The following is a 21379-nucleotide window of genomic DNA, read 5'->3' as shown; positions in this document are numbered from 1 at the left end:
CGGTGATGACAGCAGGTGGCGGAAAATCCCGGTACGGGAACTCTCCGTACGGGCGACGACCGAGGCAGGGACTGACGTGCACGAGGACGGCAAGGACGACGGACACCGCGCTGCCGGTGCGGCCGGGAGCGCGGTGGATCAGCCTGCCTTCCTGGCGCTGGAGCGCGAGCTGACCGTGCTGCTGCGGCGGGCCCGGGCCAACCAGGGCGAGATGGCCCGCGAGGTCCATCCCGACCTGGAGTCGTCCGCGTACGGCCTCCTCGTCCGGCTGGACGAGTGCGGCAAGCAGCGGGCCACCGAACTCGCCGCCTACATCGGCGTCGGCAAGGCGACGATGTCCCGCCAGCTGCGCGCCCTGGAGGAACTGGGACTCGTCGCGCGCGAGCCCGACCCCGCCGACGGCCGCGCCTGGCTGGTCGCCCTCACCCAGGAGGGCCAGGACCGCGTCCGCCGGGTCCGCGAGGCCCGCCGCGCCCGCTACGCCGGCCGCCTGGCCGACTGGGACCCGCGCGAGGTCACGGAACTGGCCCGGCTGCTGCACCAGCTCAACCGCGGCATGGAGAAGTAGCGGCCGGTTCCGGGTGTCTCGGACCGGTTACGGGCGTTCCGTACCGGCGCCGCAGGCGAGCCGGCTGACCGAGGACCCGGGCGGGGCGAGCGGTCAGAACTCGACGAACACCACCGTCGCGTCGTCGTGCCTCTTGCCCCGCCCCAGGGACACGCGCTCGACGTCCGCCCGCTCCAGCGCGCGCACGCGGTCCACCAGGGCCTGCGGTCCCTCCTTGCGGACGAGCCGGAAGCAGTCCGCCCAGTCGCCCTCGTGGAACCGCTCCACCCAGCGGGTGGCGCCGTCCGTCAGCGCGGCCAGGGCGCGTACCTCCTGGCGCGGCAGGGTTCCGGTCACCGCGCGCCGGGCCACCGCGGGATCGGCGGCGGCGGTGAAGAAGCCGCCCTCCTTGTTGCGGACCGTCGCGTCCACCAGCGCGTCCGTGGCCAGGGCCGAGCGCGGCAGCCGGGCCAGCCGGTCGTCCAGGAGCGCGGTCACCGCCCCGTCGGGGGACTCCAGCAGCAGGGCCGAGTCCGACAGGACCAGGTACTCCACCGTGGCCGGATTCCAACGGGCCGCGACCACCGTGGCCTGAGGTGTGCGGGGGTGAGAAAGGTCACAGGTTTCCGCGTGTGCCTCGGCGGTACGCGCGATGGCGCGGGACAAGGCGTCGAGCAGAGGGACATCCGGGAGTGAAACGGTCAGTTCGGTCAGGGCTCCACCGAGGCGTGCGGTGAACCAGGGGACGGAATGCAGACAGCCCGTCCCGCCCCGCGGCGGGGTGACCCCGTCCAGGACGACCACCGAACCGCCCTGTCCTGAAGCCGGAAGTCCGACACTGGCGAAGTCCTCGTTCGGGCGGTCGGCGTCCCCGGGCTCCGAGGCGAGTTCAGTACGCATCCAGCCAGTCTGCACGAGCCCTTCACAAGGTCCGCAAAAGGCTGGCAATGGTTGCCGGAACGGCGCACCCGCGCAGGTCAGACGCCTGGTTTGGGTCGGAATGCTTTGTTCCGAGAAGGCGTGGTGGCGAATATTGCCACCGCCCGCCGCCGGCGTCCAACCGGCCTGCCGTACAAGGCGACTGCGAGGGTCCGCGGAACTTGCCCCTCAACTCCCCTCCGAGGTTCACTCCTTCGGGTGGCGGGTCAGGTGATGCGCGTGCGCTGCCCACCGGCGCTGGGAGGGTCGGGAAGTGTACCGGGAGTACGCGTCAGTTGACGGAGCGTCACCCGGGCCCAAGGGTTCACGAGTCAGGAATGCGAGCACCGGTGCAGAAGACGCGGCCTCGTCGCACAGGCAAGCAGACGGCCCCCGCTCAGGGCGCTGAGCCGACGCCCCTCACCGGCAAGGGCCGACCCACGCACGTACGCAACCGGCTCATCGTCGCCGTCGCCGTGGTCGCCGCGGCCATCGCCGGCGCCGGCACCCCGTCCGTCCTCGCCGCCTCCGGGGAACTCCACGACTCCCAGGAGCTCGTGACGCTCGCGGAGCAGACGCAGGACGCCCTCGCCCTCGCCCACTCCCTGGCCGACGAGCGCGACGACGTCACCTCCTACATCGCGGCCGGCCGCCCCAAGTCCAAGGCGCCCTCCGAGCAGCACAGCGCCCGCGTGGACCGGCAGGTCGAGGAGCTGCGGTCCGACACCGACACGCCCGCCGCGCTCCGCTCGGACCTCGACGACATCGCGACCGTGCGCCGGGCCGCGCTCACCGGCAAGAGCACCGCGCTCGAAGCGCACCAGGCGTACTCCACCGCCATCACCGAACTCCACCGGCTCACCGAGCAGCTGGCGCAGCGGACGCCGCCCCGCGCGGGCTCCGGGGGATACGCCCTGGCCGAGCTGGACTCCGCCGTGCAGCAGGCCGCCGCCGCCCGGGGGCTGCTGCTCGCCGCGTTCAGCGTGCCGCGCAGCACCGAGACGGTCATCGACCCGGTCACCGGCCTGCCGACCGAGACCGCCACCTCCTCGGACGCCGACGCCCGGCAGCGCGACGCCCTGAGCGCCGCCGCCCAGCAGGCCCGGCTGCGCTCCGACGCGGCCCTGGCCGACTTCCGCGACACCGCGCCCAAGTCGGCCCGCGCCTCCTTCGACAACACGGTCACCGGCACCGAGGTCAACTCCGCCGAGAAGTACCTCGCCACCCTCACCGACCAGCCGACGCTGTCCGGCAGCGAACTCTCCACCAGCACCAAGAGGCTGGACGCGGCCCTCTCCGCCCGGGTCGACCTGATGCGCGGCGTGGAGTCCGCCCTCTACGACCGGCGCACCAAGGACCTGGAAGCGCTGCGCGACGACGACGTCACCGCGCTGGAGATCCGCATCGCGATCCTCGGCGTCCTCATGCTGCTCGCCGTCGGCGTCGCCACCGGCATGGCGCGCAGCCTCACCCGCCCGCTCGCGGTGCTGCGCCTGGGCTCGAAGCGCCTCGCCGAGGCCGAGGACCCGGCGGCCGAGGAGCCGGTGAAGTTCACCGGCCGCAACGACGAGTTCGCCCAGGTCGTCCGCTCCGTCAACGCCCTGCACGCGCACGCGGCCGCCCTCACCGAGCGCATCACCACCCTGGAGGGCGACCGCAAGCACCTCGTCGGCCAGCGCCAGAAGATGGCCGACGCCCGCGAGGAACTGCGCGCCGAACTCGCCGAGTCCGCCGCCCAGCTGGAGCGGCTGCGCACGGCCATCGGCGGTACGTTCGTCAACCTCGCCCTGCGCACCCTCGGCCTGGTCGAGCGGCAACTCGCCGTCATCGAGAACCTGGAGGAGCGCGAACAGGACCCGGAGCGCCTCGCCACCCTGTTCAAGCTCGACCACCTCGCCACGGTCATGCGCCGCCACAGCGAGAACCTCCTCGTCCTCGCCGGCACCGAGCACGTCCAGCACGCGGCCGGTCCCGTGCCGCTGGTGGACGTCGTGCGCGCCGCGGTCAGCGAGATCGAGCGGTACGAGCGCGTGCGGATCGCCGCGCTGCCGCCGCACGCGCACATCGCCGGGTTCGCCGCGGACGACCTCTCCCACCTGCTGGCCGAACTCATGGAGAACGCCACCTCGTTCTCCCCGCCCGACCTGCCCGTCGAGATCTCCGGCTGGCTGCTGGAGAACGGCGAGGTCATGCTCTCCGTCCAGGACGAGGGCATCGGCATGACCGAGGACCGGCTGGAGCGCCTCAACGCCCGCCTGGCCGACTTCGACCCGGAGGCGCCGTACGACCAGGAGGGCGAGGACGGTCTCGGCCTCGGCCTGTACGTCGTGGCCCGCCTCGCCCACCGCCACGGGGCGCGCGTCCAACTGCGCGAGCAGAAGCAGGGCGGTGTCGCGGCGGTCGTCGTCCTGCCCCGCACCCTCCTCGCCGCCGCGCCGCCCGCGGCCGTACCCGCCTCCGGCCCCGTCGCCGGAGCGGCCCACTCCTTCTCCTTCCCGGGCGCCGACGCCGAGGCCAACTCCAACGTCCTGCACGGCCGCACGAACGGCGGGGACCCGCTGGTCGCGCTGGCGGAGCAGGCGGTACGGCGCGAGGAGGCGGCGGACGAGGCCGCGGAGCACCCGGAACCGGCGGAAGCGGCGCAGCCAGCCGCACCCGCACCCGCGCCGGAGGTCACGGCACCGGCGGAAACCCCCGCCGAGACCACGATGGAGCTGCTGGCCCCGATACCGCAGGGGGAGCCGGAGCCGACGCAGCACGAGTCCGCGGCCGCCGACGGCGAAACGGCCCCACAGGGGCCACCCGCACCCGATCACGAAACCCGCACGGGTGGTGCGGGTGGATACGAACACGCCGAAGGCGAAGCCGAGGCGGAGGCCGACGCCGAACACGAACGCGTCACCGACAAGGGCCTCCCCAAGCGCACTCCCAAGATCACCGCCCCGGCCCAGACCCCGCGCCAGCGCAGCGGCTCCGTCGACGCCGAGGCACTCCGCCGCCGGCTCGGCGGCTTCCGCCAGGGCGCACAGGCCGGCTACCGCGAGGTCGAGGCGGAGATCGCCGAGAAGACGGCCTCGCACAAGCGGCCGACCACCGGCACACCAGGACAAGCTGAATCCGAAGAAGCCACGGGGGGCACAGTCGAGGAGGCAAGCAGTTGACCGCTCCCAGTACCTTCGGACTGATCGGACTGAGCAGTGAGGCCCGCAACCTGCACTGGCTGCTGACCAACCTCGTCGAGGAGGTACCCGGCATCCTCTCGGTCGCGGTCGTCTCGTCCGACGGACTGCTCCTGCTGTCCTCCGACGCCCAGCGCAACCAGCAGGCCCGCGAGGCCCTGGCCGCCGGCGGCACCCGGCGGACCGGCCCGCGCGGCTCCGCCGCCGACCTGGCCACCATCGTCTCCGGCATCGGCAGCCTCACCGTCGGCGCCGCCAAGCTGATGGACTTCGGCGGGGTCAAGCACACCATGGTCGCCATGGACGAGGGCAGCCTGTTCGTGATGTCCATCAGCGACGGTTCGCTGCTCGGCGTCCACGGCTCCGCGGACTGCGACATGAGCGTGGTGGCGTACCACATGGCCCTGTTCGTCGGCCGCGCCGGCCACGTCCTGACGCCCGAACTCCGCAGCGAACTCCGTAAATCCCTGGAGGAGTCCCAGACGACGGGGAGTGCCCGATGAGCAGTACGCCGAAGTCCCAGCTCCCGGTCCGCGGCGGTGACCGCAAGCCCGCCCGGGTCCGCCCCTACTCGCTCACCGGCGGCCGCACCCGCTTCGGCCACGTCCTGCTCGTGGAGACGTTCGTGGCCAGCACGGCCGCGCTGGACGCCCCGGAGGAGCGCAGGGAACTGACGAACGGTTCGCTGTCCACCCGGGTCATGCCGGAGCTGCGGGCCATCGTCGAACTGTGCCGCCGGATGCGTACGGTGGCCGAGATCGCCGCGCTGCTGAAGATGCCGCTCGGCGTGGTCCGCGTGCTCCTCAGCGACCTCGCGGACCAGGGAAAGATCCGTGTGTACGGAACGGGCACCGGCCATGGCACGGGCCGCCCGGACCGAGCTCTGCTGGAAAGGGTGCTGAGTGGACTCCGTCGTCTCTGACGCCGCTCACGGCGTCTCTGGTACATCCCCGTTCGCCCAGCCCGGCGAGAGCATGCACGCCTGGGAGACGGACCGCACCCGGGCCCCCATCGCCACGAAGATCGTGGTGGCGGGCGGCTTCGGCGTGGGCAAGACCACGCTCGTCACCGCCGTCTCGGAGATCACGCCCCTGCAGACCGAGGCGCTGATGACCGAGGCGAGCGAGGCCACCGACGACCTCACCGCCACACCGGGCAAGACCACCACCACGGTCGCCATGGACTTCGGGCGCATCACGCTCGACGACGACCTGGTGCTCTACCTGTTCGGCACGCCGGGCCAGCAGCGGTTCTGGTTCATGTGGGACGACATCGTGCGCGGTGCGATCGGCGCCGTCGTGATGGCCGACACGCGCCGTCTGAAGGACTGCTTCCCGGTCCTGGACTACTTCGAGAGCTCCGGGCTGCCGTACGTGGTCGCCGTCAACCACTTCGACGGCAGCGAGCTGTTCGAGCCGGAGGACGTGCGGGAGGCCCTCACCATCCCGAAACACATACCTGTCATGATCATGGACGCGCGTCGCCGGATCTCCGTGATCGAGACCCTCCTGGCCCTCGTCGGCCACGCGCTGGACGAAACCCCCGAGTAGAGGACAGCCCGCATGCGGAAGATACTCGTCGTCGGAGCCGGCCAGTCCGGGCTCCAGATCGCCCTCGGCCTCCAGTCGCAGGGGTACGAGGTCACCCTGATGTCGAACCGGACGGCGGACGAGATCCGCACCGGCCGGGTCATGTCGACGCAGTGCATGTTCCACACGGCCCTGCAGCACGAGCGCGATCTCCAGCTGAACTTCTGGGAGTCCCAGGCCCCGAAGATCGAAGGACTCGGCGTCTCGGTCGCCGCGCCCGGCTCCTGGGCCGAGGGCCCCGCGGCCCGTGCGATCGACTGGCTGGGCCGGCTCGACGGGTACGCGCAGTCGATCGACCAGCGGGTGAAGATGGCCGGCTGGATGGAGACGTTCGCCCAGCGCGGCGGGCAGCTCGTCATCCACGGCGCGGCCGTCGGCGACCTCGACTACTTCTCCCGCACCTACGACCTGGTGCTGGTCGCGGCCGGCAAGGGCGAACTGGTGCAGATGTTCGCCCGCGACCCGGAGCGCTCCCCCTACAGCGAGCCGCAGCGCGCGCTGGCCGTGTCGTACGTCCACGGCCTGGGCCCGCGCCCGGAGCACCCGGACACCGAAGGGGTCCGCTGCAACCTCGTGCCGGGCGTCGGCGAACTGTTCGTCATGCCGTGCCTGACCACCTCCGGCCGCGCCGACATCCTCTTCTGGGAGGGCATACCCGGCGGCCCGCTCGACGTCTTCAACGGCGTCAAGGACCCCGCGGAGCACCTCTCCCTGACCCTGGAACTCATGGAGCGGTACGTCCCCTGGGAGTACGCGCGGGCCACCAAGGTCGAACTGACCGACGCCGGCGGAACGCTGGCCGGCCGCTACGCCCCCACCGTCCGCAACCCCATCGGCCGCCTGCCCGGCGGGGGTCTGGTGCTGGGCGTCGCCGACGTGGTCGTGGCGAACGACCCGATCACCGGGCAGGGCTCCAACTCGGCGTCCAAGTGCGCCGCCGCCTACCTCGCCTCGATCGTCGAGCGCGGCGACAAGCCGTTCGACGAGGAGTGGATGCGGGCCACCTTCGACCGCTACTGGGACACCGCCCAGCACGTCACCAAGTGGACCAACGCGATGCTGGCGCCGCCGCCCGAGCACATCCTGAACCTCATCGGCGCCGCCGGCGAGATCCAGCCGGTCGCCGACCGCTTCGCCAACGGCTTCAACGACCCGGCCGACTTCGAGAACTTCTTCTACGACCCGGAGAAGACCCAGGCCTACCTGGTCGAGGTGTCCGGCGCGGGCGCCGCCTAGTCCTCTTGGTCCGCTTCGCCCCCGTCACCCTCGTAGCCTTCGTCGGACCCGTCCGTGGCGCCCTCGGGGAGCTCCGGCGGCTCGTAGCGCCGCAGGGGCTTCCCCTCCGGGTCGGGGCGGACGGCGCCCAGGATCGGGTTGGCCGCGATCGGTGACACCTTGACCTTCGCGCCCGGGTGGGGTGCCTGGACGACCATGCCGTCCCCGAGGTACAGCGCCACGTGCGTGGCCTCCGGGAAGTACACGACCAGGTCGCCCGGGCGCAGCTCGGACAGCGGGATCCGCTTCAGCTGTTCCCACTGCTCCTGGCTGGTCCGGGGGATGGGCGTCCCGGACTCGGCCCAGGCCTGCGAGGTCAGGCCCGAGCAGTCGTACGACCTCGGGCCCTCCGCGCCCCACTCGTACGGCTTGCCGAGCTGCCGCACGGCGTAGCGGACGGCCCGGCCGCCCTCCGCCGTGGGGCGGCGGACGCTGCTCTGGCTGCCGCCGCTGCCGCTGCGGCTGTCGCTGCCCGTGTCGTTGTCGCTGCTGCCGTCGTCGTCGCCGAGTGCGCCGGAGGCCAGGAGCTTCTTCTGTGCCTTCGTGACGCCGTCCCTCTCCAGCTCGGCGACGGCGGTGAGCTGGTCGGGGGTGAGGGAGGCGAGCAGTTCCTGCACCTCCGCGAGGCGGGTGCGGACCTCGTCCCGTTCCTTCCTGCGCCGCTCGGTGAGGGTGAGCTGCCGGTCCAGGGCCTCGCGGGCCTCGCGGGCCAGGTCGTGGGCCCTGCGCTCGGTGCCGGTCAGCCGGCCGATGGTGTCGGCCCGTTCCCGTGCCAGCCGGCCGATCACCCGGCCCTGGTCGATCGCGTGCTGCGGGTCACGGGCCAGGAGCAGGCGGACGTACGGGGAGATGTCGGTGCTGTTCTGGTATTGCTGCCGGGCCAGGCGGCCGGCCGCGCCCCGGCTGTCGTGCAGGGAGAGGCGGGCGCGGGCGAGGGCGCGGTCCACGCGGTCGGTCTCGGCGCGCTGCTTCTTCAGCTTCTCCTCGGTCGCGTTGTAGGCCTCGGTGGCCTGTTCCGCCTTCCTGTACAGCTTCTGAAGATCTGTCAGGAGGGTGGCGACGGAGCGTTCTTTCGAGTCCGAAGCGGGAACGGCCGTTGCGGGTACGGGGACCGCGACGGTTCCGGCCACCGCCGCCGCGACGCAGACCAGCCGAGGAAGCCTTCCTGACATGCCGTCACCTCCGTTGCGTGGGCAGCCGTGTGCCGCCGGACAACGTGAGAATCAGACGGGTGCGCGCGGTGCGCTCGGCGGGTGTGCGCGGTTCGGAGCAACGGGGTCACCCGTCGGCGTCGTCCGGCTTGCCGCGCGGCGTGGCGTCTGGCTTCGACCAGGGCCAGTTGAGCCGGCGGGTCGGGGCGCCCTCCGGGTCGTACTCGTACTTCCAGCGGTTGGTCAGGCCGACCCTGCCCGGTCCCCGGGGCACGCGGCGGTAGACCAGGACCGTGGGCGGGCCGCCGTCCGGGTCCGGGACGGGGATGCGGTACGTCTTGGGCGGGTGGCCGGTCATGCCGAGCAGGACGGGCAGGACCCTGCCGTCCATGGGGCCGCCCTCGAAGGGGGTGTCTTCGCTCTTCACGGGATCAGTGTCAGACATCCTCGGCGAAAGCCTGGACCAGGGCGTCGGTCTGCGGGTCGCGGCGGGCGGTCACGGTCAGCATGGCGACGAACTGCTCCACCAGCCAGTCGCGGAGGTCCTCGGCGGGGGGCTGCTTGTCCTCGTCGAGCCAGATGAGCGACGAGGCCTCGACGGCGGTGATCCACATGCGGATGGTCATGCGCAGGCGGGGGCCCGGGGCGGTGACGTCCAGGTGCCTCAGGATGTGCTCGGCGGCGGCCCGGCGTACGCCGTCGACGATGGCGGTCGTGCGGGAGGTCTCGACGACGCTGCCGCCCTGGAGGAGGGCGCTGAAACCGGCGTCGTGCTCGTCGACGAAGGTGAGGTAGCGGTCGAGGGCGCGGGACAGGCGGGGGAGGAGGGGGCCCTCGCGGGGTTCGTCGAAGCAGTCCTGGAGCTCGTCGGCGGCGGAGCGGAGGGCGGCCTCGTAGAGCTGCTGCTTGCCGCCCGGGAAGTACCGGTACACCAGGGGCCGCGACACTCCGGCCGCCTCCGCCACGTCGTCGAGGGACACCTCCTCCGGGGCGCGGTGCGCGAAGAGGTTCAGCGCGGCGGTGAGGAGCTGGCTGCGGCGTTCCTCGACGCTGAGTCGCCGGTAGGCGGGGGTGGGGGCGGCGGCTGGTGTCATATCCGGCAGCGTAATCGGGGGCGGGGTGCCTGCGGCGGCCTGTGGCTGCTTCGGTGGGGGTGCGCGTAGCGCGTGACACCGGGGGGGTCGGGGCCGCGCCGGGGAGTGTCCGTCCTCGGAACGGCGCGATCGACCCCTTACCGACTGACTGGCGTTGACGCGCCAACCGCTGCGGGCGGACACCACCCCGACACGTCCCCTTCCGTGGTCCGGCGGCTGCGGGCGCGTCCTGGATTCCGCTCCTGGGATTCGACGCCATCGACCGGCCCGACGGCCGGCTCCGTGCGATGGCCTCCCCGGCCGCCTCGGAGTCCGTGCCGCAGACGTCGGGCGAGGGCTCGCCGGACCTCGTGACGCTCCGGGCGGCCGCCGGTGTCTCGGCCGCCGAGCTTCACGCCCACCGTGACACCTGGGAGTTCCTGGTGCAGCACGCCGGGGCGGACCAGCACTTTCACGTCCCCGGGGCCGTCGTCGAGGATGGGGGAATGGTCGTCGCGCGGCTGTCCGGGCCCAGTCTCGTCGCCGTCCTCACCAGCCTCGACGACGTCCGGGGCGACACGGCTGCCGGCCTGGGCACCCAGGCCATCGCCCACCATCTCCATCAGCGCATCGTCGGCATCGTCAAGAAGATCGCCCAGGATCCGTGGGCCGGTGGTGACGGCGACCCCGTGATCATCCGCATCGACGACCGGCCCAAGCCGGACGACGGCGACGAGCGGCGGTGACACGGTGACGCCCCACTCGGCGGGTCCGAGTGGGGCGTCCGGCCGTCTGATGCCTACGCCAGCAGTCCGGACGACTTCCACAGCCGTCGGCCGACGCCGCGCAGCACTCCGATGTCGTCGAGGAAGTCGGTCAGGCGCTTCGAGCCGTTCTGCATGACCTCCCGGCGGTGGCCGCTGGCCTTGACCTGGGCGAGGGCCTCCCGCTTGTCGAGGCCCACGTTCGTGTACACCTCCGGGTTCACGAACGCCACCGAGAAGACCCGGGCGAACTCCCCGGAGGTGATGCGGGTGAATTCCTGGGACCACTTGGGGGCCGTCACCATCTGGCGGCGGAGTTCCTCACGGGCGTAGCGGACGTGACGGGCCTCCTCGACCACGTGGATGCGGGTGACGCCCCGGATCAGCGTCTGGACCCGCTCGTCCGGGAACGTCAGGCGCTGCATCCAGTCGAGGACCTCCTCGCCGAGGAGGGTGGCCGTGAAGGAACCGGGCGTGGTCGAGATGGTCTTGAACAGGCGGCCCAGGTGCTGGTGGACCCGGCTGACCGGGTACCAGGGCGTGCCGCCGTGGGAGATCAGCCGGGCGAACATCTTGGAGTGCCGGCACTCGTCCTCGATCTCGGTGAGCGCGTAGCGGACGTGCGCGCTCGTCGCCGCCTTGTCGTAGATGTGCCGGACCAGCAGCTGCATGAGGATGATCTCGAACCAGATGCCGAGGGAGGCCAGGGCGGCCGCCTCGTGCTGGGAGAGGAGGATGCGCTGCTCCTCGCTCATCCGCTTCCAGAGCGGGGTGTCGTAGAGCGACACCAGCTCCGGCGGCCAGAACCACTTGCCCTCCTCGAAGGGCGCCTCCCAGTCGAGCTCCTTGTCGGGGTCGAAGGAGTGCTTGGCGGAGGAGTCGAGCAGCCGCTGGGCCACCTGCTCCCGGTCCTTGAGCAGGCCGAGGGCATCGCGCAGGCCGTCGAGCGCGTCGGCTTCCGTCAGGGTCGTCATGGCTGCCCACCTCGTTGTGCACACGTCACTGTCCCCCTTATGAGACTGCTTGTCAGCAAGCTCGTCAATCCCTTGCGCGCCACTTGTTGACCGGGTGTCTACCTGGTGTGAGCCTGCGGACATGCCGACCTTCGACGTGTACGCCAAGGAGCCGGAAGAACCCGTGTGGCAGGTCCGGGCGACCGGCGCGGCCCGTTTCACCTGGGAGTACGACGACGGCCGCGACCGCCTCCTGGCCCTCTATCAGAAGGGCAAGGACAAGCAGTGGGACGGGCAGCGGCGGATCGACTGGGAGCTGGAGGTGGATCCGTACGATCCGCTGGGGACTCCGGACGAGGCCATGTCGCTGTACGGGACCCGGCACTGGGCGAAGCTGACGGACAAGGACAAGGGCGAGCTGCGCCGGCACTACGCCTCCTGGCAGTTCAGCCAGTTCCTGCACGGCGAGCAGGGCGCGATGATCTGCGCCGCGCGGATCGTGGAGTCGGTCCCCGACCTGGACGCCAAGTTCTACTCCGCGACCCAGACGATGGACGAGGCGCGGCACGCCGAGATCTACGGCCGGTTCCTGCACGAGAAGATCGGGCTGCTGTACCCGATCAACGACAACCTCCAGTCGCTGCTGGGCGACACCCTGCGCGACTCGCGCTGGGACATGCCGTACCTCGGGATGCAGGTCCTGATCGAGGGCCTGGCCCTCGCCGCCTTCGGCATGATCAGGGACACGACGGACAAGCCGCTGCCGAAGCAGATCCTCGCGTACGTCATGCAGGACGAGGCCCGGCACGTGGCCTTCGGGCGGATGGCCCTGCGCGACTACTACCGGCAGCTCACCGACGCCGAGCTCAGGGAGCGCGAGGAGTTCGTCATCGAGGGCTGCTACCTCATGCGCGACCGGCTGCGCGGTGTCGAGGTCCTGGAGAACTTCGGCATCCCCAGGGCCGAGGCCGAGGAGTACAGCGAGCAGTCCGAGTTCCTCGCCCTGTTCCGCAAACTGCTCTTCAGCCGCATCGTCCCCTGCGTCAAGGACATCGGCCTGTGGGGCGAACGCCTCCAGCGGGCCTACGTCGACCTGTGCGTCCTGGAGATGGGCGACTCCGACCTCGACCTGCTGATGGCCCAGGACGAGGAGGTCGCCGAGCGGCTGGACGCGGAGCGCTTCGCGGCGGAGGAGAAGGAGCGGGTGGCGGAGGTGGAGGAAGCGATCGAGGCCGGTCAACGGCTCGGAGACTGATCACTCGTTCGACGGGCGAACCGGCATATTCCCCTGGGTACGCTGACTGTGCCAGGCAGACTCCGGCACATGGGAGCAATCATGAGCGCCGCACGCGACTACGGGCTGGGCGACGACTTCGAGTGGCCTCGTCCGCCGGAGGGTGGCTGGACGGCGGACGACCTCGACGCGCTTCCGAACCTGCCTCCGCACACGGAGCTGATCGACGGGAGTCTTGTCTTCGTGAGTCCGCAGACCAACTTCCACTCGCGTGCCATTCGCCTGTTGGACAACACCCTGCTGGATCAAGTGCCGGAGGAGCTCGACGTCATCCGGGAGATGACCATCAAGCTGAACAAGCGCAACCGCCCGGAGCCCGATGTGCTGGTGTTCCGCGCGGATGCCGACACAGGTCCCCAGCAGACCTGGTACCGGCCCGAAGACGTCGTGATCGCCGTCGAGGTCGTCTCGGAGGACTCGGAGGACCGGGACCGCGAGGTGAAGCCGAGGAAGTACGCGCAGGCAGGCATTCCGCACTACTGGCGCGTCGAGGAGAACGAGGGACTCCCGGTCGTCTACGTCTACGAACTCGACCCCGCGACTCAGTCCTACGGCTTGACCGGCATCTTCCACGACAAGCTCAAGCTGACCGTCCCCTTCCCCATCGACATCGACCTCACCGCCATCAACCGCCGCCGCTAGCGGGACTTGAGCACCGCCGCCATCACCGCCCGCGCGATCGGCGCCGCGTCGCCGCCCCCGCTGATGTCCCGGCGCTCCGCCTCCGCGTCCTCCACGACCACCGCGACCGCCACTCGCGGCGCGAGGTCCCGCTCCCCCTGCGCCCAGGAGATGAACCAGGCGTACGGAGTACCGGAGTTGCGGCGGCCGTGCTGGGCCGTGCCGGTCTTGCCGCCCACCTTGGCGCCGCGGATCGCGGCCCGCCGCCCCGTGCCGTTCTCGACCACCTCCCGCATCAGCGCGCGCAGCCGGACCGCGGTCGAGGGGTACATCGCCTGGCGGACCGCGCGCGAACCGGCCGTCGCGAGGATGCTGCCGCCCGGCCGGGTCGTGCGCTCCACCAGGTACGGCTCCCACACCTGACCGCCGTTGGCCACGGCCGCCGCGACCATCGCCATCTGCAGCGGGGTGGCCCGGGTGTTGTACTGGCCGATCGACGACAGCCCGAGCTGCGCCTGGTCGAGCGAGGTGTCGAAGGTGGACCGGGCCACCGGGAAGGGGACCCGCAGCGCCGGGTTGTTGAAGCCGAAGGCGTGCGCCGTGGTCGTCATGTCCGTCGCGCCGACCGCCACGCCGAGCTTGGCGAACACCGTGTTGCAGGAGAGCGTGAAGGCCTCCCGCACGGAGGCGTTCCGGCAGCCCCGGGACGCGTTCGTCAGACGGGTCCGCGTGCCGGGCAGGGTGTACGGGTCGGGGGAGTCGGTGGGCGCGTCGAGGTCCCTGACCACGCCGGCGTCCAGCGCGGCGGCCAGGGTGACGACCTTGAAGGTGGAGCCCGGCGGATACGTCCGCCGGATCGCCCGGTTGAGCATCGGGCGGTCCCGGTCGGCGTTCAGCCGCCGCCACGCCTCCGTGGCCGCCGACCCGTTCCCGGACAGCGGCTGGGGGTCGTAGGACGGGCGGGACACCAGCGCCAGGATCCGGCCGGTCGACGGTTCCAGCGCCGCGACCGCGCCCTTCAGCCCGGCGAGTCCCTCGTACGCCGCCCGCTGCGCGGCCGGGTCGAGGGTGGTGACGACGTCGCCGCCGGAGTTCCGCGCCCGCGTGAAGTCGTTCCACAGCGGGAACGGCGCGAGCATCGGGTCCGAGCCGGACAGGATGCCGTCCTCGCTGTGCTCCAGGAGCGTCGTCCCGTACAGCTGGGAGGCGAAGCCGGTGACCGGGGCGTACAACGGGCCGTCCGTGTAGGTGCGTTCGTAGCGCAGGTGCTCCCGGGTGTCCTTGGAGCCGGTGACGGGCCGGCCGTCGACCAGGATGTCTCCGCGCGGCTGCTCGTAGCGGGCGATGTCCGGGCGGCGGTTGGCCGGGTTGCGGTCGTAGGCCGGGGCCTGGACGACCTGGACGCGGGCGGCGTTCACCAGCAGGGCCACCAGCAGCAGGGCGCAGAAGAAGCCGGCGTGCCGGATGTGCCGCGTCACCGGGTGCCCGGCCCGTCGTACTGACGCCGGGCCGAGTCGCTCACCCGGACCAGCAGCGCCACGATCGCCCAGTTGGTGACCACCGACGAGCCGCCCTGCGCCAGGAACGGCATCGCCATGCCCGTCAACGGGATCAGCCCGGTCACCCCGCCCGCGATCACGAACACCTGGAGCGCCACGAGTGAGGCGAGCCCGACCGCGAGCAGCCGGCCGAACGGCTCGCGCAGCGCGAGGCCGGCCCGGTAGCCGCGCTCCACCAGCAGGCCGTAGAGGAGGAAGATGGCGGACAGGCCCGCGAAGCCCAGCTCCTCGCCCGCCGTGGCCAGGATGAAGTCCGACTTCACAGCGAAGCCGATGAGGACCGAGTGGCCCAGTCCGAGGCCCGTGCCGAGGAGGCCGCCCTCCGCGAAGGCGAACAGCGACTGGGCGAGCTGGTTCGCGCCCTCGCCCGCCTCGATGGAGGCGAAGGGGTGCAGCCACGTCTCGATCCTGCCGTGCACGTGCGGCTCCAGCCGGCCGACGGCGACCGCGCCGAGCGCCGCCAGCAGCAGACCGACGGCGATCCAGCCGGTGCGGCCGGTGGCGACGTAGAGGAGGACGACGAACAGGCCGAAGAAGAGCAGCGAGGTGCCGAGGTCGCGTTCCAGGATCAGGACGCCGACGCTCACCAGCCAGACGGCGACGATCGGGCCGAGGACCCGGCCGGTGGGCAGCTGGAGCCTCCAGATCCGGCGGCCGGTGTCGGCGAGGGCGTTGCGGTTCGCGGCCAGGTACGCGGCGAAGAACACCGCCAGCAGGACCTTCGCGAACTCGCCGGGCTGGATGGAGAACCCCGCGACCCGGATCCAGATGCGGGCCCCGTTCACCGCCGGGAACAGGATCGGCAGGGTGAGCAGCACCAGCGCGGCGGCCACGCACACGTACGTGTAGCGCTGGAGCACGCGGTGGTCGCGCAGGAGCAGGACGACCAGGATGAACAGCGCCGCGCCCAGCGTCGACCAGACCAGTTGGGCCGGTGCCGCCCGGTCGCCCGGGGTCTCCAGGTCGAGCCGGTAGATGAGCACCAGACCGAGCCCGTTGAGCAGCACGCCGATCGGGAGGAGGAGGGGGTCGGCGTGCGGAGCCCGCAGGCGCACCGCCAGATGTGCCAGCAGCGCGAGCACGCCGAGCCCGGCGCCGTAGCCGGCGGCGCCGGGCGGGACGGTGCCGTTCCGGGCGAGGCCCACGGCGCAGTAGCCGTACACCGACAGCAGGACGGCCAGGACGATGAGGGCGAGTTCGATGCCCCGGCGCCGGGGGAGGCGGCGGACGGCGGGCGTGGGCGGGTCCGCCGTCGCCACGGTGATTCCGGCCTTGCTCATGTCCGGAACCTACCCAAACAGTGCATCTTGTGTGCCTTTGGGGGACCGAGTGTCAGCACCAGCGTGGCGCGGGACCGATGTTGTCGATGTAGCGGGCGGCGCCCCAGGCCCAGGTGCCGTCCGTCAGGAGGTACCAGAGCGGGTTGCCCTTCACGGTCTCGCCGCCGGTCTTGCAGAAGATGCTGACGATGTCGCCCTTGTGGGCGTGCCGGATGATCTGCGAGCCGCGGTTCGGGGCGCTGCGCAGCGCCAGCGTGTTCGCCGTGACGACGCCCTTGAAGAGGGGCTTCCCGTGGTCGTCGCCGTTGCCGCCGCTGGGGTCGTGGTGGTGGTTGCCGTTGCCGCCGGTCGGGTCCCAGTCGTCGTGCGCGGCGGCGGCGGCGGGCGTGACGGCGGCCGCGGCGGCGAGGAGTCCGGCGGCGGTGGCTATGGAGAGGCGTGAGCGCAGGGACATGGGAATGACCTCCATGTGGGGGCGAAGGTGCCGAAGCTGACTAATCGCCACATTAGGAGCGCCCTTCGGTCCCCGCCCGTCACAGTGGGCCATAGGGGAACGCACCCCGAGCTGTCACTCCGCCGTCAGTTCCAGGGTCGCCACGGCCCCGCCCTCCGGCGCGTTCGCGAACTCCAGCCGCGCCCCCAGCACCTCCGCCTGCCCCAGCGCGATGGTCAGCCCCAGCCCGTGCCCCCGGGCACCGCCCTCCGTGCGGAACCGCTGCGGCCCGTGCGCCACCAGGTACTCCGGAAAGCCGTCCCCGTGATCCCGGACGGTCACCACCGGCCCGTCCACGGTCAGTACCACCGGACCCCGGCCGTGCTTGTGCGCGTTCGCCACCAGGTTCCCCAGCACCCGCTCCAGCCGCCGCCGGTCCGTCTCCACGCACACGTCCCGCAGGACGACGACCTCCGTGCCGCTCCCCGACGCGCGCACCACCCGCTCGGCCAGCGGACCCAACTGCTCGGTGTCCAGCTCCAGCCGCTCCCGCCCGGTGTCCAGCCGGGAGATCTCCAGCAGGTCCTCGGTGAGGGTGCGCAACGCCGCCACCCGGTCCCGCACCAGCTCGGTCGGGCGGCCCGGCGGCAGCAGTTCGGCCGCCGCGTGCAGCCCCGTCAGCGGCGTGCGCAGCTCATGGGCGACGTCCGCGGTGAACCGCTGCTCGGCGAGCAGCTTGCCCTGCAACGACGACGCCATGGAGTCCAGCGCGGCGGCGACCGCGGCCACCTCGTCGTGCGGGCGCGCCGGGTGCTTGGCCCGCGGGTCCGCACGGGGGTCGTTCACGCGCGCGTCCAGATCGCCCGCGCTGATCCGCCGGGCCACCCGGGCCGTGGTGTGCAGCCGCCGCGTCACCCGCGTCACCGCGAACGCGCCCACCAGCAGCGTCGCCCCGATCGCCAGCCCCGACGACCACAGGATCGCCCGGTCCAGGCCCGCGATCGTGCGCGCCTGCTGCGAGTAGTCGACCGCCACGGCCAGCGCCCGGTCACCGTCGGCGGGCCCCGCCGCCCACATCATGGGGCGCCCCGCGACGTCGGCGACCATCGTGCCGCGGTCCCCGGCCACCGCCAGCTCCCGCAGCTGCCGCGGCAGCCCCGGCGGATCCACCCCGGCACCCCGCCGGAGCGTCTCCCCGGCCTCGTACCGCTCGGTCGCCTGCGTCAGCTGCTGCAACGCCTGATCGCGGGCCTGGCCCACGGTCTGGTGGGTCACCTGCACGTGCACCAGGACGCCGAGCAGGGCGGCCAGCGCGCAGCACATCACCGTGATGAAGGCGGCGGCCTTCACCGCGAGCGTCCCGGACCACTGGGGGAGCGTGCGTCTCATCCGGTGCTCGCCGAGGGGGAGGCGGACGGGCGCGGTGCGTGGGTGCGCGGGCCGGTGCGGAGCATCTCGTCGTGGGTGAGGAGCATGGCCCGCTGGTCCCGGTCCCAGGTCCACTGGAGGCGGTACTCGTAGCCGGCGACCTCCGACGGCGAGCGGATGACGAGGGAGCGCCCGGCCAGCTCGACCCCGCTGAGCGCGTCCTCCCACGCCATCACCTGCACCAGCCGGTGCTTCTCGACGGTGTACACGCGCACCGCGGTCGTCCTGCCGGGCAGCAGGCTGAACCCCAGCGTCAGGTCGTCGCGCCCGTCACCGGTCAGGTCCCGGTAGTACGGCCTGAGGACCGGACACTTCCCCTGCCCCGGCCCCTTCGCGCAGTCGGCCATCCGCCGCTCCGTGTCCCGGTAGGGCGCCTTCGCGCCGTCGTAGTCGCCGGGACTGGCGGCGATCTCGGCCCGGACGATCCCCACCGGGTCCACCCGGCGGATGTCGTCTCCGGCGGGCACCTCGACCCCCTTGACCACCTCGGTGTTCACCTCGCCGATCTCGAAGGCCGGACTGGACGCCGGTGTCAGCTCCGGCCAGAGCCGGGCCGGACCGACCGCCGTCGGGGTCGGCCCGGCGCCCTCCAGACCGCCGGCGTCCCCGCAGCCCACGGCGGTCGCCAGCAGCAGGACGACGGCGGCGGCGCGGCGGGCTGCCTTTCCAGCACGGCTGAGGGGCACTGCACTCCTGCGGTTCGAGGGTCATCACGCGGCTCGGGCGCGACCGCCTGCCGCGTACACCTTATTCGCGGGGAAGTCCCATTTGCGCGAGAGGGCGGCCGTGTGCCGTGCTACTCGGTCAGCTCCTCCAGCAGCCGGGCCGTGGACAGACCGGCCCGCAGGTACTCGACGAACAGTTCGTTGTGCAGCGCCCACGGCGAGCGGCGGTCCCGGATCAGCCGGATCGCCGCGTCGGCGGAGCTGCCCCGGCGGATCAGCGCGTGCGCGACGACGAGGCCGGAGCGGTTGTACCCGTGGTAGCAGCGGACGAGGACCCGGCGCCCCTCGTCCAGCGCCTCGCACGCGGCCTCCGCGAGGCGGATCACCCCGGCCAGCTGCGTCCCGTCCAGGGGCCCGTCGGGGATCGGCCAGACGTGGTGCCGGACGCCGGGGTCGGGGCCGTGTCCCGGCAGCCGGAGCAGCGTCTGCACGAGATCGAACTCGTCCCGTACGACGGCGAACTCCGGATGGCCCAGGGCTCCCGTGTACTCGTGGCCGCCCATCCACAGGCCGGGGGCGACCTCGCTCCACGGGCTCTCGGGCGTCGGCACGTCAGGTTTCCTGCGGGTACGCAACGGAGCCTCCCCACCATCACCGCCCGAAGGGTCCGCCGGGCAGGCCCAACTCCTTCCAAAGGTAGCCGGGTTCTTGCCCCCGCAGCACCCCGCCTGTTCCCATGGTCGGGGGTGATGGTGCATGGACGGACTGCGCGTCGTGCCGGCCTGGAGGCACGGTCAGGAGCGGCTGTACGTCTGCCTCCCGGACGGCAGGAACATCGCCTGGTACGACCGTGACGCGGCCCGGGTGAACCTGCTCGGCGAGGACCGCGAGGACGAGGTGCTCCGGGCTCTCGGGCCCTTCATCACCGGCCCCGTGACGGTCGGGCCACCCCCCGTGCCGACCCCCGCCGAACTCGCCCGTCTGGCCCTCCACCCCGACGACGACCTGGCCCCCAACCGCCCGGGCGAGGCCCTCCTCGTCGCCCTCGACCGCGACCCGGGCCCCGCGCGGCGGCTGCGCGCCGACCCGCGCCGCCGGGCCCTGGAGGCCGAGCAGACGGTCGGCGACGCCCTGGACCGCCTGGACGGTGCGGGCTGGCACACCCTGCACTCCGTCCCGCTCCCCGGCGGCGACCGCGTCCACCACCTGCTGATCGGCCCCGGCGGGCTGTTCGCCCTGCACACGCTGTACGCGCGCAAGCAGCGGGTGACGGTCGCCGACCCCCTGGTCACCCTGGGCCGCCGCGACCCGTACCCCCTGCTCCGCCGCGTCCGCTCCGACGCCGCCCGCGCCTCCTACGCCCTGACCGCGGAGGTCCGCCCCGTACTCGCCCTGGTCGGCCCGGCGAAACTCTCCCTCCCGTCCCCGCCCCGCGAGGTCCGCGTCCTGACCGACACGGACCTGGAGCCCCTGTCCCGCCAGGGCGGCGTCCTGAAACCGGCGGACGTCGAGTCCCTGCACGCGATGGCCCGTGACCGGAACACGTGGGCGCGGGTGTGATGGCGGGGGTGGGCGTATACGGGCGTCTGGAGGATCCGGGCCCGGGGGTGCGGGCGCGGCATGGGCGATCCGGCCTGGGGTGTGAGGGCCGCTGCCCGGGTGGCCTGCCCTGTCCGGTCGTCGCCCGGGTGACCGACCCGGGTGGTGCGGGGGCCGCTTGGGTGATGCGGCCCCGGGGTGCGGGGGCCGCTTGGGTGATGTGGCCCCGGGGTGCGGGGGCCGCTTGGGTGATGCGGCCCCGGGGTGCGGGGATCGCCTGGGTGATACGGCCTGGGTTGGGCGGACGCCGCCCGGATGACCGGCCTGGGGTGTGCGGGCCGCTGCCCGGGTGGCCTGCCCTGTCCGGTCGTCGCCCGGGTGACCGACCCGGGTGGTGCGGGCGCCGCCTGGGTGATGCGGCCCCGGGATGCGGGGGCCGCTTGGGTGATGCGGCCCCGGAGGTGCGGGGATCGCCTGGGTGATACGGCCTGGGTTGGGCAGACGCCGCCCGGGTGACCCACCCTGTCCGGACGCCGCCTGGGTACTCCCTGTCCGGACGCCGCCTGGGTACTCCCTGTCCGTCCGGCGCGCGGGGCCCTCTGTCCGTCCGGGGCGCGGGGCCCCGATCGGCTGCCGCCCGGGTGACCCACCTCGGTCGGCTGCCGCCCCGGGTGCCCGCTTCTCGGCCGGGCCGCCGCCCCCCATGACCCGCCCTGTCCGGTCGGCGCCCGGCCGACCCGCCCGTTTCGTCGGCGCCCGGGTGCCCCCTGTACGGCCCGCCCGGGTGCCCCTGTCGCCCGGGGGCCGCCTCGGTCGGGCTGCCGCCTCCAGGACCCTCCTCGGTCGGGGGCTGCCTGGTGGACCACCTCAGTTGGGCTGCCGCCTTCAGGACCCTCCTCGGTCGGGGGGCTGCCTGGTGGACCACCTCAGTTGGGCTGCCGCCTCCAGGACCCTCCCCGGTCGGGCCGCTGCCCGGTGGACCCGCCTCAGTTGGGCTGCCGCCTCCACGACCTGTCCCGGTCGGACAGCCGCCCGGGGAATCGTCTCGGTCGGGCCGCCGCCCGGGTGCCCCGCCTCGGCCGGTCCGCCCGCCTGCGGCGCCCGCTCGGTC

21 protein-coding genes are annotated in these 21379 nt (G+C 72.6%); 10 read left to right on the top strand and 11 right to left on the bottom strand.

All coding sequences use genetic code 11. From position 1 onward, the window contains the following. Window positions 1-76: 76 nt before the first annotated feature. Window positions 77-568 (top strand): MarR family winged helix-turn-helix transcriptional regulator, encoded by a 492-nt coding sequence (locus tag ACSUPV_RS13145; RefSeq protein WP_037765343.1) that lies wholly within the window; start codon window positions 77-79, stop codon window positions 566-568. A 93-nt stretch (window positions 569-661) separates the two neighbouring features. Here ACSUPV_RS13145 and ACSUPV_RS13140 read toward each other — a convergent pair whose 3' ends face one another. Next, a complete protein-coding gene (locus tag ACSUPV_RS13140; protein ID WP_031114488.1) occupies window positions 662-1447 on the bottom strand; it encodes a protein phosphatase 2C domain-containing protein in 786 nt (261 codons plus the stop codon). A 368-nt stretch (window positions 1448-1815) separates the two neighbouring features. Here ACSUPV_RS13140 and ACSUPV_RS13135 point away from each other — a divergent pair, with 368 nt between their 5' ends. Genes ACSUPV_RS13135 through ACSUPV_RS13115 form a run of 5 tightly spaced genes read left to right on the top strand, consistent with a single transcriptional unit; the run spans window position 1816 to window position 7469 of the window. Continuing rightward, the gene (locus ACSUPV_RS13135) at window positions 1816-4626 is read left to right on the top strand and encodes a sensor histidine kinase (protein WP_436947535.1); all 2811 of its coding nucleotides are present in this window, start codon (window positions 1816-1818) and stop codon (window positions 4624-4626) included. After that, entirely contained in the window at window positions 4623-5147 is a 525-nt protein-coding gene (locus ACSUPV_RS13130) for a roadblock/LC7 domain-containing protein (RefSeq protein ID WP_037765348.1), read from the top strand. Before ACSUPV_RS13135 ends, ACSUPV_RS13130 begins: the two co-directional genes overlap by 4 nt. Further along, entirely contained in the window at window positions 5144-5566 is a 423-nt protein-coding gene (locus tag ACSUPV_RS13125) for a DUF742 domain-containing protein (protein ID WP_031114493.1), read from the top strand. The genes ACSUPV_RS13130 and ACSUPV_RS13125 overlap by 4 nt, the downstream gene beginning before the upstream one ends. Then, window positions 5547-6194, top strand: a complete 648-nt coding sequence (locus ACSUPV_RS13120) for a GTP-binding protein (RefSeq protein WP_031114494.1) — start codon at window positions 5547-5549, stop codon at window positions 6192-6194. Before ACSUPV_RS13125 ends, ACSUPV_RS13120 begins: the two co-directional genes overlap by 20 nt. Before the next feature lie 12 nt (window positions 6195-6206). Then, window positions 6207-7469: a styrene monooxygenase/indole monooxygenase family protein gene (locus ACSUPV_RS13115; protein ID WP_031114495.1), complete on the top strand. Its 1263-nt coding sequence runs from the start codon at window positions 6207-6209 to the stop codon at window positions 7467-7469. On the opposite strand, the gene ACSUPV_RS13110 is transcribed toward ACSUPV_RS13115, so the two are convergent. The 3 genes from ACSUPV_RS13110 to ACSUPV_RS13100 all read right to left on the bottom strand — a co-directional run bounded on the left by ACSUPV_RS13110 (window position 7466) and on the right by ACSUPV_RS13100 (window position 9753). Then, window positions 7466-8680, bottom strand: coding sequence for a C40 family peptidase (locus ACSUPV_RS13110; RefSeq protein ID WP_382614128.1), 1215 nt, complete (start codon window positions 8678-8680; stop codon window positions 7466-7468). The genes ACSUPV_RS13115 and ACSUPV_RS13110 overlap by 4 nt on opposite strands. A gap of 106 nt (window positions 8681-8786) precedes the next feature. Then, window positions 8787-9086 (bottom strand): hypothetical protein, encoded by a 300-nt coding sequence (locus ACSUPV_RS13105; protein ID WP_031114499.1) that lies wholly within the window; start codon window positions 9084-9086, stop codon window positions 8787-8789. 10 nt (window positions 9087-9096) lie between these two features. Beyond that, window positions 9097-9753 carry a TetR/AcrR family transcriptional regulator gene (locus ACSUPV_RS13100; protein ID WP_031114500.1) on the bottom strand — a complete coding sequence of 219 codons (657 nt, stop codon included), beginning with the start codon at window positions 9751-9753 and terminating at the stop codon, window positions 9097-9099. A gap of 287 nt (window positions 9754-10040) precedes the next feature. Between ACSUPV_RS13100 and ACSUPV_RS13095 the strand changes: the two genes are divergently transcribed. Beyond that, window positions 10041-10478 (top strand): hypothetical protein, encoded by a 438-nt coding sequence (locus tag ACSUPV_RS13095; protein ID WP_436947534.1) that lies wholly within the window; start codon window positions 10041-10043, stop codon window positions 10476-10478. A gap of 53 nt (window positions 10479-10531) precedes the next feature. Here ACSUPV_RS13095 and ACSUPV_RS13090 read toward each other — a convergent pair whose 3' ends face one another. Next, on the bottom strand, window positions 10532-11470 hold the full coding sequence (locus tag ACSUPV_RS13090) for an AurF N-oxygenase family protein (protein WP_031114503.1): 939 nt from the start codon (window positions 11468-11470) through the stop codon (window positions 10532-10534). 121 nt (window positions 11471-11591) lie between these two features. Between ACSUPV_RS13090 and ACSUPV_RS13085 the strand changes: the two genes are divergently transcribed. Both ACSUPV_RS13085 and ACSUPV_RS13080 read left to right on the top strand, forming a co-directional pair. After that, window positions 11592-12704 (top strand): ferritin-like domain-containing protein, encoded by a 1113-nt coding sequence (locus ACSUPV_RS13085; protein WP_436947533.1) that lies wholly within the window; start codon window positions 11592-11594, stop codon window positions 12702-12704. Window positions 12705-12785: 81 nt separating this feature from the next. After that, the gene (locus tag ACSUPV_RS13080) at window positions 12786-13385 is read left to right on the top strand and encodes a Uma2 family endonuclease (RefSeq protein WP_031114506.1); all 600 of its coding nucleotides are present in this window, start codon (window positions 12786-12788) and stop codon (window positions 13383-13385) included. On the opposite strand, the gene ACSUPV_RS13075 is transcribed toward ACSUPV_RS13080, so the two are convergent. From ACSUPV_RS13075 to ACSUPV_RS13050, 6 genes are all read right to left on the bottom strand, one after another. Continuing rightward, entirely contained in the window at window positions 13382-14842 is a 1461-nt protein-coding gene (locus ACSUPV_RS13075) for a penicillin-binding transpeptidase domain-containing protein (RefSeq protein ID WP_037765356.1), read from the bottom strand. The genes ACSUPV_RS13080 and ACSUPV_RS13075 overlap by 4 nt on opposite strands. Continuing rightward, window positions 14839-16203, bottom strand: a complete 1365-nt coding sequence (locus tag ACSUPV_RS13070) for an FtsW/RodA/SpoVE family cell cycle protein (RefSeq protein WP_037765357.1) — start codon at window positions 16201-16203, stop codon at window positions 14839-14841. The genes ACSUPV_RS13075 and ACSUPV_RS13070 overlap by 4 nt, the downstream gene beginning before the upstream one ends. Window positions 16204-16255: 52 nt before the next feature. Next, window positions 16256-16657, bottom strand: coding sequence for an SH3 domain-containing protein (locus ACSUPV_RS13065; protein ID WP_436947532.1), 402 nt, complete (start codon window positions 16655-16657; stop codon window positions 16256-16258). 114 nt (window positions 16658-16771) lie between these two features. Then, a complete protein-coding gene (locus tag ACSUPV_RS13060) occupies window positions 16772-18025 on the bottom strand; it encodes an ATP-binding protein (RefSeq protein WP_436947531.1) in 1254 nt (417 codons plus the stop codon). Beyond that, a complete protein-coding gene (locus tag ACSUPV_RS13055; RefSeq protein WP_031114518.1) occupies window positions 18022-18750 on the bottom strand; it encodes a hypothetical protein in 729 nt (242 codons plus the stop codon). Before ACSUPV_RS13055 ends, ACSUPV_RS13060 begins: the two co-directional genes overlap by 4 nt. 110 nt (window positions 18751-18860) lie before the next feature. Further along, a complete protein-coding gene (locus tag ACSUPV_RS13050; protein ID WP_031114519.1) occupies window positions 18861-19364 on the bottom strand; it encodes a protein-tyrosine phosphatase family protein in 504 nt (167 codons plus the stop codon). 121 nt (window positions 19365-19485) lie between these two features. Here ACSUPV_RS13050 and ACSUPV_RS13045 point away from each other — a divergent pair, with 121 nt between their 5' ends. After that, window positions 19486-20289: a nuclease-related domain-containing protein gene (locus ACSUPV_RS13045; protein WP_031114520.1), complete on the top strand. Its 804-nt coding sequence runs from the start codon at window positions 19486-19488 to the stop codon at window positions 20287-20289. Window positions 20290-21379: the final 1090 nt, after the last annotated feature.

This window comes from Streptomyces sp. SudanB52_2052, from assembly GCF_964272415.1.
GTDB classification, from domain to species: domain Bacteria; phylum Actinomycetota; class Actinomycetes; order Streptomycetales; family Streptomycetaceae; genus Streptomyces; species Streptomyces olindensis.
Note: the sequence above shows the minus strand (reverse complement) of the source record. Positions and strands in the feature narration are given on the sequence as shown.

What these genes read in the sequence shown, in the direction of transcription:
- ACSUPV_RS13140 (WP_031114488.1), bottom strand. Translation starts at nt 1,447, where the DNA reads ATGCGTACTGAACTCGCCTCGGAGCCCGGGGACGCCGACCGCCCGAAC.
- ACSUPV_RS13125 (WP_031114493.1), top strand. Translation starts at nt 5,144, where the DNA reads ATGAGCAGTACGCCGAAGTCCCAGCTCCCGGTCCGCGGCGGTGACCGC.
- ACSUPV_RS13115 (WP_031114495.1), top strand. Translation starts at nt 6,207, where the DNA reads ATGCGGAAGATACTCGTCGTCGGAGCCGGCCAGTCCGGGCTCCAGATC.
- ACSUPV_RS13110 (WP_382614128.1), bottom strand. Translation starts at nt 8,680, where the DNA reads ATGTCAGGAAGGCTTCCTCGGCTGGTCTGCGTCGCGGCGGCGGTGGCC.
- ACSUPV_RS13100 (WP_031114500.1), bottom strand. Translation starts at nt 9,753, where the DNA reads ATGACACCAGCCGCCGCCCCCACCCCCGCCTACCGGCGACTCAGCGTC.
- ACSUPV_RS13095 (WP_436947534.1), top strand. Translation starts at nt 10,041, where the DNA reads ATGGCCTCCCCGGCCGCCTCGGAGTCCGTGCCGCAGACGTCGGGCGAG.
- ACSUPV_RS13090 (WP_031114503.1), bottom strand. Translation starts at nt 11,470, where the DNA reads ATGACGACCCTGACGGAAGCCGACGCGCTCGACGGCCTGCGCGATGCC.
- ACSUPV_RS13085 (WP_436947533.1), top strand. Translation starts at nt 11,592, where the DNA reads ATGCCGACCTTCGACGTGTACGCCAAGGAGCCGGAAGAACCCGTGTGG.
- ACSUPV_RS13080 (WP_031114506.1), top strand. Translation starts at nt 12,786, where the DNA reads ATGAGCGCCGCACGCGACTACGGGCTGGGCGACGACTTCGAGTGGCCT.
- ACSUPV_RS13070 (WP_037765357.1), bottom strand. Translation starts at nt 16,203, where the DNA reads ATGAGCAAGGCCGGAATCACCGTGGCGACGGCGGACCCGCCCACGCCC.
- ACSUPV_RS13065 (WP_436947532.1), bottom strand. Translation starts at nt 16,657, where the DNA reads ATGTCCCTGCGCTCACGCCTCTCCATAGCCACCGCCGCCGGACTCCTC.
- ACSUPV_RS13060 (WP_436947531.1), bottom strand. Translation starts at nt 18,025, where the DNA reads ATGAGACGCACGCTCCCCCAGTGGTCCGGGACGCTCGCGGTGAAGGCC.
- ACSUPV_RS13045 (WP_031114520.1), top strand. Translation starts at nt 19,486, where the DNA reads ATGGACGGACTGCGCGTCGTGCCGGCCTGGAGGCACGGTCAGGAGCGG.